Origin of the sequence: Bacillus sp. DJP31, assembly GCF_049310945.1 — a bacterium.
Classification (GTDB): Bacteria; Bacillota; Bacilli; order Bacillales; family SA4; genus Bacillus_BS.
Map to the genome: position 1 here is coordinate 26,866 of NZ_JBMERO010000002.1, position 13,650 is coordinate 40,515.

The 13,650-nt window shown below is 35.7% G+C and carries 15 protein-coding genes; 5 read left to right on the forward strand and 10 right to left on the reverse strand.

All coding sequences use genetic code 11. From position 1 onward, the window contains the following. Position 1: 1 nt before the first annotated feature. The 3 genes from pstC to ACOI1C_RS02560 all read right to left on the reverse strand — a co-directional run bounded on the left by pstC (position 2) and on the right by ACOI1C_RS02560 (position 3,589). Entirely contained in the window at positions 2 to 952 is a 951-nt protein-coding gene (gene pstC, locus ACOI1C_RS02550) for a phosphate ABC transporter permease subunit PstC (protein WP_422507704.1), read from the reverse strand. Between the two features lie 127 nt (positions 953 to 1,079). Then, the gene (locus ACOI1C_RS02555; RefSeq protein WP_422507706.1) at positions 1,080 to 2,081 is read right to left on the reverse strand and encodes a PstS family phosphate ABC transporter substrate-binding protein; all 1,002 of its coding nucleotides are present in this window, start codon (positions 2,079 to 2,081) and stop codon (positions 1,080 to 1,082) included. A 218-nt stretch (positions 2,082 to 2,299) separates the two neighbouring features. Continuing rightward, entirely contained in the window at positions 2,300 to 3,589 is a 1,290-nt protein-coding gene (locus tag ACOI1C_RS02560; RefSeq protein ID WP_422507708.1) for an MFS transporter, read from the reverse strand. 179 nt (positions 3,590 to 3,768) lie between these two features. Here ACOI1C_RS02560 and ACOI1C_RS02565 point away from each other — a divergent pair, with 179 nt between their 5' ends. Further along, on the forward strand, positions 3,769 to 4,725 hold the full coding sequence (locus ACOI1C_RS02565; protein WP_422507710.1) for a GGDEF domain-containing protein: 957 nt from the start codon (positions 3,769 to 3,771) through the stop codon (positions 4,723 to 4,725). Positions 4,726 to 4,805: 80 nt separating this feature from the next. On the opposite strand, the gene ACOI1C_RS02570 is transcribed toward ACOI1C_RS02565, so the two are convergent. Both ACOI1C_RS02570 and ACOI1C_RS02575 read right to left on the reverse strand, forming a co-directional pair. Further along, positions 4,806 to 5,417 carry a superoxide dismutase gene (locus ACOI1C_RS02570; protein ID WP_422507712.1) on the reverse strand — a complete coding sequence of 204 codons (612 nt, stop codon included), beginning with the start codon at positions 5,415 to 5,417 and terminating at the stop codon, positions 4,806 to 4,808. Between the two features lie 163 nt (positions 5,418 to 5,580). Further along, the gene (locus ACOI1C_RS02575; RefSeq protein WP_422507714.1) at positions 5,581 to 6,063 is read right to left on the reverse strand and encodes a DUF456 domain-containing protein; all 483 of its coding nucleotides are present in this window, start codon (positions 6,061 to 6,063) and stop codon (positions 5,581 to 5,583) included. A gap of 87 nt (positions 6,064 to 6,150) precedes the next feature. Here ACOI1C_RS02575 and ACOI1C_RS02580 point away from each other — a divergent pair, with 87 nt between their 5' ends. Then, positions 6,151 to 6,915 (forward strand): DUF1189 domain-containing protein, encoded by a 765-nt coding sequence (locus ACOI1C_RS02580; protein ID WP_422507716.1) that lies wholly within the window; start codon positions 6,151 to 6,153, stop codon positions 6,913 to 6,915. A 630-nt stretch (positions 6,916 to 7,545) separates the two neighbouring features. On the opposite strand, the gene ACOI1C_RS02585 is transcribed toward ACOI1C_RS02580, so the two are convergent. Further along, positions 7,546 to 8,178, reverse strand: coding sequence for an NfeD family protein (locus ACOI1C_RS02585; RefSeq protein WP_422507718.1), 633 nt, complete (start codon positions 8,176 to 8,178; stop codon positions 7,546 to 7,548). A gap of 153 nt (positions 8,179 to 8,331) precedes the next feature. Between ACOI1C_RS02585 and ACOI1C_RS02590 the strand changes: the two genes are divergently transcribed. Together ACOI1C_RS02590 and ispG are read left to right on the forward strand one after the other, a co-directional pair. Next, the gene (locus tag ACOI1C_RS02590) at positions 8,332 to 8,676 is read left to right on the forward strand and encodes a LysM peptidoglycan-binding domain-containing protein (protein ID WP_422507720.1); all 345 of its coding nucleotides are present in this window, start codon (positions 8,332 to 8,334) and stop codon (positions 8,674 to 8,676) included. A 99-nt stretch (positions 8,677 to 8,775) separates the two neighbouring features. Next, entirely contained in the window at positions 8,776 to 9,912 is a 1,137-nt protein-coding gene (gene ispG / locus ACOI1C_RS02595; RefSeq protein WP_422507722.1) for a flavodoxin-dependent (E)-4-hydroxy-3-methylbut-2-enyl-diphosphate synthase, read from the forward strand. Between the two features lie 20 nt (positions 9,913 to 9,932). Here ispG and ACOI1C_RS02600 read toward each other — a convergent pair whose 3' ends face one another. Continuing rightward, positions 9,933 to 10,247 (reverse strand): hypothetical protein, encoded by a 315-nt coding sequence (locus tag ACOI1C_RS02600; RefSeq protein ID WP_422508155.1) that lies wholly within the window; start codon positions 10,245 to 10,247, stop codon positions 9,933 to 9,935. Between the two features lie 672 nt (positions 10,248 to 10,919). Between ACOI1C_RS02600 and ACOI1C_RS02605 the strand changes: the two genes are divergently transcribed. Further along, positions 10,920 to 11,495 (forward strand): hypothetical protein, encoded by a 576-nt coding sequence (locus ACOI1C_RS02605; RefSeq protein ID WP_422507724.1) that lies wholly within the window; start codon positions 10,920 to 10,922, stop codon positions 11,493 to 11,495. A 38-nt stretch (positions 11,496 to 11,533) separates the two neighbouring features. Here ACOI1C_RS02605 and ACOI1C_RS02610 read toward each other — a convergent pair whose 3' ends face one another. From ACOI1C_RS02610 to ACOI1C_RS02620, 3 genes are read right to left on the reverse strand one after another with little or no spacing between them, the layout of a single operon-like run. Then, the gene (locus ACOI1C_RS02610; protein ID WP_422507726.1) at positions 11,534 to 11,944 is read right to left on the reverse strand and encodes a Fur family transcriptional regulator; all 411 of its coding nucleotides are present in this window, start codon (positions 11,942 to 11,944) and stop codon (positions 11,534 to 11,536) included. A 6-nt stretch (positions 11,945 to 11,950) separates the two neighbouring features. Continuing rightward, on the reverse strand, positions 11,951 to 12,781 hold the full coding sequence (locus ACOI1C_RS02615) for a metal ABC transporter permease (RefSeq protein WP_422507728.1): 831 nt from the start codon (positions 12,779 to 12,781) through the stop codon (positions 11,951 to 11,953). After that, positions 12,775 to 13,548 (reverse strand): metal ABC transporter ATP-binding protein, encoded by a 774-nt coding sequence (locus ACOI1C_RS02620; protein WP_422507730.1) that lies wholly within the window; start codon positions 13,546 to 13,548, stop codon positions 12,775 to 12,777. Before ACOI1C_RS02620 ends, ACOI1C_RS02615 begins: the two co-directional genes overlap by 7 nt. Positions 13,549 to 13,650: the final 102 nt, after the last annotated feature.

Genomic DNA, 13,650 nt, shown 5'->3' on the forward strand with positions numbered 1-13,650 from the left:
ATTAATATTCCTCCCTTACTCTACGAGAGATATATTGTGCAATAAGGTTCATAATTAAAGTAAAAACAAACAATGTCATGGCAACAGCATATAAGCTGTAATACAAGGTAGAACCAGCAGGTGCATCTCCACCCGTTACTTCTACAATATAGGCAGTCATCGTTTGCATCGATTGAGTGACATCAAATGTGAAATTCTTTGAGCTTCCACTTGCGATCGTCACAATCATTGTTTCTCCTATTGCACGAGAAATACCAAGCACAAATGAAGCAATAATTCCTGAAATAGCAGCAGGAATCACGACTTTCCAAGTTACCTCAAGCTTAGTGGAACCAAGGGCTAATGCTCCCTCTCTCATTGCATTTGGAACAGAGCTCATTGCATCTTCAGAAAGAGAGGCTACCATAGGAATAATCATGATTCCCATTACGATACCTGGACTGAGGATATTAGTAGGTTCTAAAGCAGGGATAAATGTTCTTAGTATAGGGGTAACGAACGTAAATGCAAAGAAGCCATATACAATCGTCGGAATACCAGCGAGTATTTCGAGAAGTGGCTTTAACGTTTTTCTAAGTTTTTCAGATGCATATTCACTTAAGAAAATCGCTGTCATTACACCTATAGGAATAGCAACAGTCATCGCAATGATAGACGAAATAATTGTGCCTGTTAATAGTGGTAATACACCAAAAGTAGCTTCATCACCAAGTGGCTTTAATTTTGTTCCTGTAAAGAAATCTAAGATAGGGACTTCTTTAAAAAAGATGATTGTTTCACTTAAAAGTGTAATTAATATACCTAATGTAGTCAAAATTGAAATAATAGCAATAGCAAATAAAAATCCTGGTATTAATTTTTCCGTTACTGTTCCTACATTTACGGAACTTTTTCTCTCTTCTATTAGTTCACGGATATTTAACTTTTTCTCTTTTTCATTCTTTTTATCCATCTTTAAAACCCCCTTCATCCTTATTTATTATGTAAGATGAACCATAAAATCATTCAAAAAAACACATAAGAAGATGAGAAGTTACTACTTCTCATCTTCTTGAATAAATTTAGCTTCCTATAAGAAATTACTTTAATCCGTTTAAGAAGTCAAGTGAAGTTTGAATGTCTGCATCAGATAGTGGAGCGAATCCAGTTTCAGCAGCAACTTCTTTAGCATTTTCCATAGTATAGATAGCATAATCTAAAACTTGTGGCTTTTCCTTCGCCATACCTACATTTAGGTAAGTAAATACAGGGCGAGTAAATGGAGCATAGTCACCATCTTCAGCAATAGTTTCAAGTGATGGCGCAATTGCACCCTTACCAAAGTCAACCTTTACAGCAGTTAACTTATCATCGTTGTTAGCATAGTAACCATAACCAAAGAATGCTATAGCGTTCTTGTCTTTAGAAACTAAATCAACTAAAGTTGAGTATTCTTGTTGTAGGTTAGCACCTTCAACTAAAGCTTGCTCATCAAGAATGTTTTCAAAGAAAAACTCGTAAGTACCGTGGTTTTCATTTGGACCATACGTTTTGATTTCTTCAGCTGGGAAGTCAGCGCGAACATCAGACCATTTTTTCTTACCCGCACTTGCAAGGAAGATGTCGATGATTTCTTGTTGAGTCAATTCCTGAGCCCATTCATTATCTTTATTAATAACGAATGTTAATCCGTCTAATGCAACTTTCATTTCTTGAACTTCAAGTCCTAATTCTTCAGCAGTAGCTTTCTCTTCGTCTTTAATTTGACGAGAAGCATTGTTATAATCAGTACCATCTTCAATTAGGAATTTTTTGAAACCAGCAGAAGTTCCTGCACGGCTTACTTCAACAGAAACGCCTTCTTGAGCGCTTGTCATGTAGTTCTCAGCCATTTTAGCCATGAAAGGATATACTGTACCAGATCCGTCGATTACAACACTACCTTCTAGTTCTTTCGCTGCTTCTTCATTACCTTCAGTAGTTTCACCTTCAGTTTCAGTTTCAGCTGGTTCTTTTGTTTCTTCTGCTCCACCACATGCTGCAGCGAATACTACAAGAGTTGCCATTACTAAAAGCAATAGTAAGTTTTTTAAGCTTTTCATTCCTTAATTCCCCCTAAAGTTGGTTGTTGTTTTGTCCTACGAGATTTAGAATAAGCTTTTAGTGTTAACCTTGTTTTAACCTAATGTAAAGCTTTTGTAAATTCGTGCAGGAATTTGTATGAATTTGTAACCATCTAAATATTTTAGCTCATACATAGTATTAGTAGCCATCGTTTTTTTTCATACTTTAGTATGCTTACATAAAAACCAAACTACAATCAAACTGTTGTCCCACCCTCTCCGTCCGTTACCTTCCTTTGTGAGACAGTAGATGAGTATCTACTTTTTTCACGATCTTGCTTATTTATTTCAATATGACGAACGAATAAGTAAATAAAGGCATGTCCACCACCTAGGAAACATAAAAGGATGGGAATACTTTTTTTCTCGTTAAAAATACCAACTGCAAGTAAGAAGCATATTACAGATACAATTCTTCCACCGTTTAAAAAGAGTTCACGGACAACAATATATTCAATTCTCATTTTCGCAGCATTCCAGCTCTGACCTATTACATCATAAGTTAATGACATATATGGAATTAATAAAAGCGGATACGCTATGGCGATTACAACGGCATATGTAAGTAACCCTGCATACGTTAAATCAAATATAATTAAAAAAATGGCCGCATATAATAGAAGGCCTCCAACTAGGATCGACTTTTTTCTATACTTTTCTTTAATTAATCTTGTTGTCATATAGTAGCAGACAAAGGCAACAACAGAATTTATTAATCCAAATTTCCCTAAGGCTAGTTCACTATTTGTTGTTATAAAAACGAAAACGGAAATAACAAAGATAAAAGTGCCCTCTCTTAAACCTTGAAAAAAATGAGCATTTGTAATCATCCTCCAATTACGATTGTTTTTTCTCTCCTTTATAATTCGAATAAATTGAAAGGTTCCGCTAGAAGGTCTTCGTTTTAAAAACATACTTAGCACTACAGCACCCGCAAATAGTACTAGAGAAACAGTGAAAATTACTTTGTAGCCTGCAAACCTTTCCATACTAGATATAATATATCCGGCAAGGATTGGTCCAATCATTCCGGCGAATGAAGTGAGAAGTCCTAAAAATCCATTAAAAAAATCTCTCGTTTCTGGTTCTGTTATCTCGAAGGTTAAAACGTTAAAGGCTAACCAATAAAATCCATAACCAACACCTAGTAAAGCTCCTAACAGAACTAAATACTGTGAAGCAGCCTCTCCGATAACCAAAACAGTTACGAAGAATATTGCTAATGATGAAACACCTAGTCGTAATACAATGACACGGTCAATTTTTTTTGCCCATCGTCCAGCTAGTATAAATGTTAGAGGTTGAAAAATAACGATCGATAAATTGTAAATTCCTATATCAAGAAACTCTCCTGTTTGTTTCCACAGATAGACATTTACAAATGTATTAGATAGACCGATACTTAAAGAGTAAAGGCCTCCAATACTTAATAACAGGATTAAATCTCTATTAATTTCTACGTCACCGATTATTTTTTTCATCTTCATAGCCTTACTCCCCTTTGTATGAAATGTATTTTCCCTCAAAAGGATAGAGATATGTAAGAAAATCATAATCTGTAGAGACTAAAATTTACAAACAATTAATATCAACTTCCACTAAAATACAGTAATATATATATAGTAAGAAAGTATTAGTATCGGAAATAGTAGTAGGGAGTAATGTTATGCTAACCTATATCGGAGAAATTGCCGAAATGATTCCAACCATATACGCTGATTCCCTTGGAACAGATGCACATACCATCTTTGAACATAACCCTAATATAGAAGGGATTATTGTTGTTACTAGCCAACAACATCCAGTGGGCTTAATTATGAAGTCAATGTTTTACAAAAAACTAGCACTTCGGTACGGCTTAGATTTATTTATGGGTAGGTCTGTAGAACTAATAATGGACAAGAAGCCATTAATTGTTGATTACTTTATACCCATAACAGAAATAAGTAAGCGGGCAATGGATCGCGGACAAGACCATTTATATGATTACGTAATTGTCAGCAAGGAACAATATTTCTTTGGCATCGTTAGCATCAAAACACTACTTATTAAATTTGCTGAGGTTCAGGTTGAAGTCGCTAAATATACAAATCCACTATCTGGATTACCTGGGAATAATTTAATTGAAGAAAAAATGACCAATGTCTTAACAGAAAGTGAATACTCTGTCCTATACATGGATCTGGATAATTTCAAGGCTTTTAATGATACATACGGCTTTAACAAAGGTGACGCTCTTCTTCGAGAAACCGCTTCAATTATTTCTCGAAACGGTAAACATTCATTTGTTGGTCATATTGGAGGAGATGACTTCATTTCCATCATTCCTCACTATGATTACGAAGAAATTTGTGAACGAGTTTTATCTGATTTCAATGCTTCTATTAAGGATTTTTATTCTAGAGAAGATTTTGAAAGAGGATTTGTCCGAACAAAAAATCGTTCTGGAATTGAAGAAGATATTCCACTTGTTACTTTATCCATTGCTGTTATTACAAATAAGGCGGGAAACTTCCGAACTATTGATGAATTAAGTCAATCTGCAGCTGATGTTAAAAAGATTTGCAAGCAAATATCAGGCAGTTGTTACAGTGTCAATCATTCCTTGGAACATTGTCAATAGACATACCTTATTCTATAGTGGTCTGTTTTACACATACAAAAAGACGACATACACTGGTATGTCGTCTTTTTGTATGTAGTTTACTTAGCTGCTGTATATCTCTTTGTAACTTCTTCCCAATTAATAACATTCCAAAATGAAGAGATGTAATCAGGTCGACGATTTTGATAATTTAGGTAGTAGGCATGCTCCCATACATCTAGTCCTAATATTGGTGTCTTATCTTCCATTAGTGGTGAATCTTGGTTAGGTGTGCTCATGACTTCAAGCTCACCATCACTTACAACTAACCATGCCCAACCCGAACCAAATCTTGTAGTAGCTGCAGTTGCAAACGTTTCTTTTAACCCGTCATAGCTACCAAATTTATCATTAATAGCCGTTGCTAGGTCACCAGTTGGTTCCCCACCACCGTTTGGAGAAAGAATCGTCCAGAATAAGCTATGGTTAGCATGTCCTCCACCATTATTTCTTACAGCAGTGCGAACGTTTTCAGGAATTGAATTTAAATCAGCAATAAGGTCTTCAATGCTTAGGCTTAAAAGTTCCTCATTACCTTCTAATGCATTATTAACATTTGTAATATAAGCATTGTGATGCTTTGTGTGATGAATGTTCATGGTTTCCTTGTCAATATGAGGCTCAAGAGCATCATATGCATAAGGTAGTTCTGGTAATTCAAATTTCGCCATAATCTATTTTCCTCCTATTATGTAGTAACTTTAAACATCGATTGAGTGATGTTCTTCCTGATACTAACATTACCAAAATAAACCGATTCTTTCAATTAATTAGATTCGCACCCAAAATAGTATATCCAACTCATTTACGAAATATCTGATTAGATTTGAAACTTTATAGAATAACAATAAAGAAATAAATGATCATAATAATTTGGATAATCAACTTTACAATTGTGCTACTTAAGAATCCAATAACGGAACCAATCCCTACTTTTACAGCTTGTTTGAAGTCCTTTTTCTCTACTAATATCTCTGCTGCTATTGCACCAATAAATGGGCCGAGTATGATTCCAGCAAATGGTATAACAAAAGGACCTACAAGCAATCCAATTGTACTTCCCCAAGCAGCAGCCTTTGAACCACCAAATTTTTTAACTCCAATTAGATTTCCTAAGTAATCTGCGAGTAGAAGTAAAGCAACAAATAGCCCTTGTATGATCCAGAACCAAACACTTAATTCTTCAAAACTGAAAAGAAATCCATAAACGATAAATCCTAAGAGTAGGAGCAGCATACTTGGGATAATTGGATAAACCAACCCAATAAATGCCCCTATAAATAAAATAATAACGAATATCCAATAAAGTATTTCCATCAAAGTCCCTCATTTTCCTTGTTTATATAATCATGCTTACTATAAAATGAATTCGTGTACTACAAAGTACTAAGGAGGCAAACTTTCATGAATTTATTCAAACAATGGTATAAAAGCCTTTATTCACCTAAGGATATAGTTAAGCTACGATTTCAATCCATAGGAAAAACAATTTTATATGTGTTTTTCTTGTCATTACTCTCCATTGTTCCTTCTGCCATATACGGCAGTAAAGAAATAACAGAGGTTGTTGGTAGTATTAACGAAATCGCACTTTCCACCCTACCCGATTTCACAATTGACCAAGGCAAGCTAACCTCGTCAATTACTGTCCCAGAAAAATATGAATATGGTGATACCATCATACTGTTTGATTCTACTGGTAAGCTGTCAGCAGATGACCTTGAAGATTACGACAAAAGCTATGGATTTTTTTTAGATGAATTTGCTTATTATTCTAACGGCTACGTCCAAAGCATACCATACGATCTATTGAGTGATCTAACCATAACAAAAGAGAATCTTTTAGATTTTCTCAATTCTGTAGAAGATGTGTTACCCATTATTATTATCCTTTTTATTATTACAACCTTCCTGCTTGCTGCTAGTATAAAATTTGTTGAAATTTCATTGTTTGCCCTTTTCGGACTTTCAATATGTAGACTCATATCCAAGCATCTTCCCTACCGAAGATTATGGGTGATTAGTGCTTATTCCATCACTCTTTCTTTAACATTTTTAACAATGATGACCCTACTGAAAATCAACGTTATTTCTTCATATTTTGTCTATTGGTTTGTTTCATTGACCATTCTTTATTTAGCCTTGCGAGAGATTCCGGGAAAGAAATAATGCACTAAACTTCGAGAACTTTCTAGTTCTCGTTTTTTTATTTTTTTATGATTATCCCTTTAACTCAGAACGAAATTCCCCGACACCAATTGTTTTTAAGAAAAGGTCAAATATGTGTCTATTTGGGATTTTCTATAGAAAATCTGTTTTCGAAAAACTTTGTTGCTTTTTAGAATAGGGGTTGATTGTAACGAGAGGATGCACCATTCCCCGGGGTGGGCGGTGAGCCTCCTCGGCCGAGAGAACGCCTTGTGTTGAGTCTCACCTGTCCCACTGCTCTAAGCAGGTGCCCGAGCACCAACTGTTCCAATCAACTCATTTATTTAAGGGTTGCTTGACCACTTTTTAGAGAAAGAGCTTAAAGAGGGTGTTCAAAAAGTCCGGCAAAAATAGCTTCAAATTTCTTCGTCAGCTCGTCTCTCCGCTCCTCACGTATACAAAACATACGCTCCGGTGCTCAAGACTTCGCTTCCTCGAACTTCTTTGCTCTTTTTGTCCTCCTTTTTGAACAGACTCTTAAAGAAAAACACCAACACGACTACTTATTCTGAGCTAGTGGGATAATCAGTATTGTTTATACTAATATCTTCTATATGACAAGTGAGTTAGTTTCTAATTGGCAAAGTTGAGCTATTCCCCAACCTTTTTTATGACTATCTTTGTTCCATCTACTTTAACGACTATGATATCAACTCCACTATCCACCCATTCTCCATCCGTTACCGCACTAAAGTGTTTTCCATTGATCTCAATAGTGCCGACTGGACGAAAAGGCGTAATAGCTTTCCCTTTCTCGCCAACTAATGCAGGAAAAGTGCTGTTCACAGAATTATAACCCTCTTCAGATGTTAAACGATCCTTTAAGGCCATTTTAGACCACATTTTTCGGCTCGGAAATTTCTTTAAAAGCAAAGGCGCAAGAGCAGCACCCATAAGCAGTCCAAAAGCAGAAACAACCCCATAAATTATCGTAGGTGCAGGGATGATGACGGCTGTAATCATCATAATCAAACCAATGACGGCTATCGTTCCATCGTTTATAAATTTTCCATCAATAAAGACAAAAAGTAACCCAGAAATATATAAAAACAATATCCAGAAAATATTTTCACTAGAAATATGAAAGACAAAGTAGCTTGTAACAAGTGCTAACCCTATTACTCCTAGCACACCCTTTGTCCTTACAAGCATTTCTCCAACAAGAAAAAGAGTCCCAAGAAGTAACACTAAAAATCCAACCGAAGGAATTAATAAAAAGTCCATCTTCCCCACTCCCAAATAATAGTTATATTCTTTATACGTTTGAAAACTAGAAAAGTTTCCTGATAGTTATGGAATTTTTTTTCTGAAAATAAGGAATATTAGCATTGGACAAGCATAGCTTCTTATAAAGATGATTAAAAGAGGTGTGCTTTTATGAAAAAGCTTTCTATATTACTTGTCGTACTCCTAGTTGTGTTTAGTATTTTTTATGATTTAAAAACAGGAACCTTACCCCTTACTAAAGCTGTAGCTGCAACAGATGAAAAAAATAACGCTGAAAAAGAAGGAAAAAAACAACATCAGAATAATGATCAATCAATTGTTGAAGTAATTGTAAAGCCTGGTGATACTGTATTATCGTTAATTGAACGGCACCAACAAGGCAGCCTTCCTATATCTATCTCTACAGTCATCAAAGACTTTCAGAAGCTGAATAACGGAACCTTACCAGAAAAGATCCAAATTGGCAAAACCTATAAATTACCTGTATATAAGTAGTAACTCATTCAAACTACTTGTTATTTTTTCAATTAGATTGTTACAATAGACTAGACTAAGAAAGAATATATTAGTCCTAAAAATGGTTATGCAAATTTCATGACCAAAAGGAGCGATCTAATCGTGGGTGAACTTGTACATCGTACGAAAACACGCCCTGTCAAGGTTGGCAATTTGACAATTGGCGGTAGTAATGAACTCATCATTCAAAGTATGACAACGACCAAAACTCATGATGTTGAAGCAACAGTTGCGGAAATTAAACGTCTAGAGGAAGCTGGCTGTCAAATCGTTCGTGTTGCATGCCCAGACGAGCGAGCAGCATATGCCATTGCGGAAATTAAGAAAAGAATATCCATCCCTCTTGTTGTTGATATACATTTTGATTATAAACTCGCACTAATAGCCATTGAATCTGGAGCCGATAAAATTCGGATTAACCCAGGAAACATTGGTCGCCGCGAAAAAGTAGAGGCTGTCGTAAAGGCCGCTAAGGCAAAGGGGATTCCGATCCGAATTGGTGTGAATGCAGGATCACTTGAAAAGAAAATTATTGATAAATATGGTTATCCTACTGCTGATGGAATGGTTGAAAGTGCACTACATCATATAAAAATTCTTGAGGAATTAGATTTTCATGATATTATCGTGTCAATGAAAGCCTCAGATGTTCAATTAGCCATTGAAGCGTATGAAAAAGCAGCTAAAGCTTTTGATTATCCTCTTCATTTAGGAATTACAGAATCCGGAACGCTATTTGCCGGAACAGTTAAAAGTGCTGCTGGTCTTGGAGCGATTATTAGTAAGGGAATTGGTAATACCGTTCGGGTTTCTTTAAGTGCTGATCCTGTTGAAGAAGTAAAAGTAGCTAGAGAGCTGTTAAAATCCTTTGGACTTATTTCAAACGCTGCTACCTTGATCTCATGTCCAACTTGTGGTCGTATTGAAATAGACCTAATAAGTATAGCTAATGAGATTGAAGAGTATATCTCGACGATCAAAGCTCCAATCAAGGTAGCTGTGTTAGGCTGTGCTGTAAACGGTCCAGGTGAAGCAAGAGAAGCTGATATAGGGATAGCTGGAGCTCGTAAAGAAGGACTTCTTTTCCGTCACGGTGAAATTATTCGTAAAGTACCTGAAGCAATAATGGTTGAAGAATTGAAGAAAGAAATCGATAAAATTGCTGCAGAAAAAATTGCAGAGCAAGAAAAAGCGAAAAGCTTGACACCTAAATAGGTGTCAAGCTTTTTTCAAACTTAAAAGAACGGTAAGATAAACATTCCGACAATGATTGAAATAGCTCCTATACCAATTGCCCATGCACCGAGTTTTGTTGCTCCTCGTCTTCGTGCAATGAAGCCAATGATAATCCCAGCAGCTCCCAATACAATAGGTAGTACGAATAATGAAAGGATGGATAACGCTAACGCTAACCCACCAATTCCTCGTCCACTTGTCACATCATCTACGTTTGCTTCACTCGTACTAAATTCACGTTTATTAGCTATACTAGTGCTCGCATTACGTGAGATTGTTTCTTTATCGCTATCACGACGATTAAAATCAATAATATTCGGTGCAACTTCTGCAGCATATTCCTCATTCTGCTTTGTAGTCTCCGAACTAGCATTGAATGCACTAGTAGAGAAATTACTGCTAGCAGTATTGTTGGTAGTAGCTTCACTACCACTAATGTTGAAATCAACGATCTTAGGGGCAACTTCTGCTGTATATTCTTCGTTTAGATTTGTACTTTTGTTTTGTTTAGAAACAGTAGCACTAGTAGCACTTTCAGTTTTGTAATTGGAACTGATTTGCTTTGGAGTAAATTCTGCTTCATATTGTTCATTTGGAATACCATAGTTGCTTTCGTTTTGGTCCTTAGTAGATGTTGTAGCATTTAATTCACTATCGTAACTCCTGTTATCACTGCTTGTGCTTGCACTAGGAGCAAACTCTACAGCATAATCCTCGTTTGTATAAGCATCTACAGTGGGTGCATTACGATTAAGCTCATACTTTTTAACTTCTACTTTTTTAGTGATTAGCTCTTTGTCACGGTTATAACCATTTTCCATTGTAGAATCCCTCGCTTTCCTTAGTTAAGGAGCCTTCTTAGTATGAGATTTAACCGGGAATTTATAGGTGTTAAAATTTTCAAAGGAATGGTTGAAACGATGAACAGAATGTTTAGAAATAATGTGGTACACTTATGTTAATGAAGTAGGAGGGTTTTGATTAACATGCAAAAAAGAAAACTTGGTATAGATATTGATGGGACCATTACATGTCCCACTTCCTTTATTCCTTACTTAAATAAGTCTTTTCAACTAAATTTAACCTTGAGTGACCTTACTGTTTATGATCTATCAGCCATCATTGGAATTTCCAATGATGAATTTTCGAAATGGATGAAGGAGAATGAGCTTTTAATATATAAGGATGCCAAAGTCGTGGATGAACATGTAATGGATGTTTTGTCAAATTGGGCTAAGGTACACGATTTATCTTTCATCAGTGCACGTCATAATGATCATTTTGACATTACAGAAGAATGGTTTTTGAACAACCAGGTTCCCTTTCATCATATCGAGTTAATAGGTAAACATGATAAATTGGAAGCTGTAAAACGTCATGAAATCGAAGTGTTCTTTGAAGATAAACATGATAATGCTTGTGACATTAGTGTAGAATGTGACATACCTGTTATCTTATTTAATACCCCCTATAATCAGGATCCTGTTCCATTGAAAGTGGTTAGGGTTAACAATTGGCAAGAAGCTAAACTATGGGTTGACCAATATTTTAAGGAAAATTAAAAAAACACACGACTTTGCGTGTGTTTTTTTATATCTAATTAAACGCACTTAGGACATTTTCCATACACTTCAAACTTATGACCAGTAATATCATATCCTGTTAGATCTGTTGGTACTATATCCATCGGACAAGCTTTGATTTCCTTCGTCTCTCCACATAACATGCAGATGAAGTGATGATGATGTTCATGGGTCGCACATTTAAATCGAAAATGCTTCTCCCCTTCAAGCTCAGTGGCTTCTAATACACCCATCTCTGCAAAAAGTGACAAATTTCGGTAGATTGTATCAAAGCTTAACCCAGGATAATCATCCTTCATATTATTCAATATATCTCTGGCTGTTAAATATTTATTAACCGAGGAGAAAATGCGAAGCATCTCTTCTCTTTTATCTGTATGCTTATACCCTTTTCTCTTCATTAAATCTATAGCTTCTTGTAAGTTCATCGCGTTTTAATTCACCTTCCATTTTTGAGCAGCAATTGTACCTACTAAAAGGACAACCGAAAGTATAACAATAGTTCCACCTGGAGCTAAGTTTAAATAATATGATAAAATTAATCCGCCAATAACCGCTATTTCACCGAAAAGGATTGATAAGAATATTGTTTGTTTAAAGCCTGTTGCAACCCTAATACTTGCCGCCACAGGTAACGTCATTAACGAAGAAACCAGGAGAATTCCCACGACTCTCATCGATGCTGCTATAACTAGAGCAACCATCATAATAAAAATAAAATTTACTAGCTTTGTTTTTATTCCTGCTGCTGTAGCATGCTCTTCATCAAATGATAAAGAAAAAAGTTCTTTATAAAATAGTAGGATAACAATGATAACGGAAAGTGTAATTGCCACAATTGTCCACATATCGGAGCGACTAACCGCATTTACGCTTCCAAACAAATAATTAAATAAATCTGTATTAAAACCTTCGGCCAACGATATTAAGAGAACCCCTAAACCAATCCCTCCTGAGAGAATAATCGGAATGGCTAATTCTTGATAATACTTGTATACCTTACGAAGCTTCTCGATAAATAAAGAACCAATGACGGAAAAAGCCATCCCCATATAAAGAGGGTTTAGAGTATAGGCACTCCATTTTTTTTCTAAAAGCAAGCTAGCTGCAATTCCAGCTAACGTTATATGACTTAAGGCATCTGCGATTAATGCTAGTCTTCTGACCACAATAAAAACGCCTAGTAATGGAGCTAAAACACCAATTAAAAGTCCTGCAATAAACGCATTTTGAATAAATTCGTATTGAAATAGTCCTGCTAGCATTTTTCACAGCCTCCATGATCATGTGTTAATACATGAACATGATGCCCATAGAAGTCAGATAAGTTATCCTGCTGCTTTGAGAACTCTTCTGTATTTCCATGGAAGTGGAGATGATTATTTAAGCAAGCCACATGACTTACTTTGTCAGTAATGGTGCCTATATCATGTGTTACTAATAGGAGGGTGATTTTTTTTTCTACATTTAGGCTACCAAGCATTTGATAGAAGTTATGGACTGTCTTAGAATCAACCCCAACAGTAGGTTCATCAAGTATCAGAAGCTCTGGTTCACTAACGAGTGCTCTTGCGATAAACACCCTTTGCTGTTGTCCACCAGACAGCTCTCCAATATTACGATTCATAAATTCGTTCATTCCAACAGCTTCAATTGCATGACGAATCAATTCCTTATCAGTGCTCGTTATTCTTCTAAACAGACCCTTTTTAGAAACAAGACCTGTCGTAACAACTTCAAATACGGTTGCTGGAAAACCAGAATTAAAGCTATTCGCCTTCTGGGAGACATAGCCAATTTTATGCCATTCTTTGAAGTTTTCAATTTTTTCGCCAAATAGTTTTATAGAACCTTCGGAAGGATGAAGCAAGCCAAGCAAGCATTTTAGTAAGGTTGACTTCCCAGAACCGTTAGGTCCTACGAGTCCGAGAAAAGCCCCTTTAGGAATACTAATATTTATATCATCTAATACTTTTTGTTGATTATAACGAAACGATAAATGTTCTATTTCCATTATTGTTTGATTTGCCATGTTTTCCACCAACTTTAAGAATCATTACGATTTACCAATCATTCACATAGTATACATGAGCCTAGTAAGATTGTAAATAAATTAAATCAGCTCCTTTTAAGA

What these genes read in the sequence shown, in the direction of transcription:
- ACOI1C_RS02615 (WP_422507728.1), bottom strand. Translation starts at nt 12,781, where the DNA reads ATGCTAGCAGGACTATTTCAATACGAATTTATTCAAAATGCGTTTATT.
- ACOI1C_RS02555 (WP_422507706.1), bottom strand. Translation starts at nt 2,081, where the DNA reads ATGAAAAGCTTAAAAAACTTACTATTGCTTTTAGTAATGGCAACTCTT.
- ACOI1C_RS02620 (WP_422507730.1), bottom strand. Translation starts at nt 13,548, where the DNA reads ATGGCAAATCAAACAATAATGGAAATAGAACATTTATCGTTTCGTTAT.
- ACOI1C_RS02575 (WP_422507714.1), bottom strand. Translation starts at nt 6,063, where the DNA reads ATGGAAATACTTTATTGGATATTCGTTATTATTTTATTTATAGGGGCA.
- ACOI1C_RS02605 (WP_422507724.1), top strand. Translation starts at nt 10,920, where the DNA reads ATGCAAAAAAGAAAACTTGGTATAGATATTGATGGGACCATTACATGT.
- ACOI1C_RS02580 (WP_422507716.1), top strand. Translation starts at nt 6,151, where the DNA reads ATGAATTTATTCAAACAATGGTATAAAAGCCTTTATTCACCTAAGGAT.
- ACOI1C_RS02560 (WP_422507708.1), bottom strand. Translation starts at nt 3,589, where the DNA reads ATGAAGATGAAAAAAATAATCGGTGACGTAGAAATTAATAGAGATTTA.
- ACOI1C_RS02590 (WP_422507720.1), top strand. Translation starts at nt 8,332, where the DNA reads ATGAAAAAGCTTTCTATATTACTTGTCGTACTCCTAGTTGTGTTTAGT.
- ispG (WP_422507722.1), top strand. Translation starts at nt 8,776, where the DNA reads ATGACCAAAAGGAGCGATCTAATCGTGGGTGAACTTGTACATCGTACG.
- ACOI1C_RS02565 (WP_422507710.1), top strand. Translation starts at nt 3,769, where the DNA reads ATGCTAACCTATATCGGAGAAATTGCCGAAATGATTCCAACCATATAC.
- ACOI1C_RS02610 (WP_422507726.1), bottom strand. Translation starts at nt 11,944, where the DNA reads ATGAACTTACAAGAAGCTATAGATTTAATGAAGAGAAAAGGGTATAAG.
- ACOI1C_RS02585 (WP_422507718.1), bottom strand. Translation starts at nt 8,178, where the DNA reads ATGGACTTTTTATTAATTCCTTCGGTTGGATTTTTAGTGTTACTTCTT.
- ACOI1C_RS02570 (WP_422507712.1), bottom strand. Translation starts at nt 5,417, where the DNA reads ATGGCGAAATTTGAATTACCAGAACTACCTTATGCATATGATGCTCTT.
- pstC (WP_422507704.1), bottom strand. Translation starts at nt 952, where the DNA reads ATGGATAAAAAGAATGAAAAAGAGAAAAAGTTAAATATCCGTGAACTA.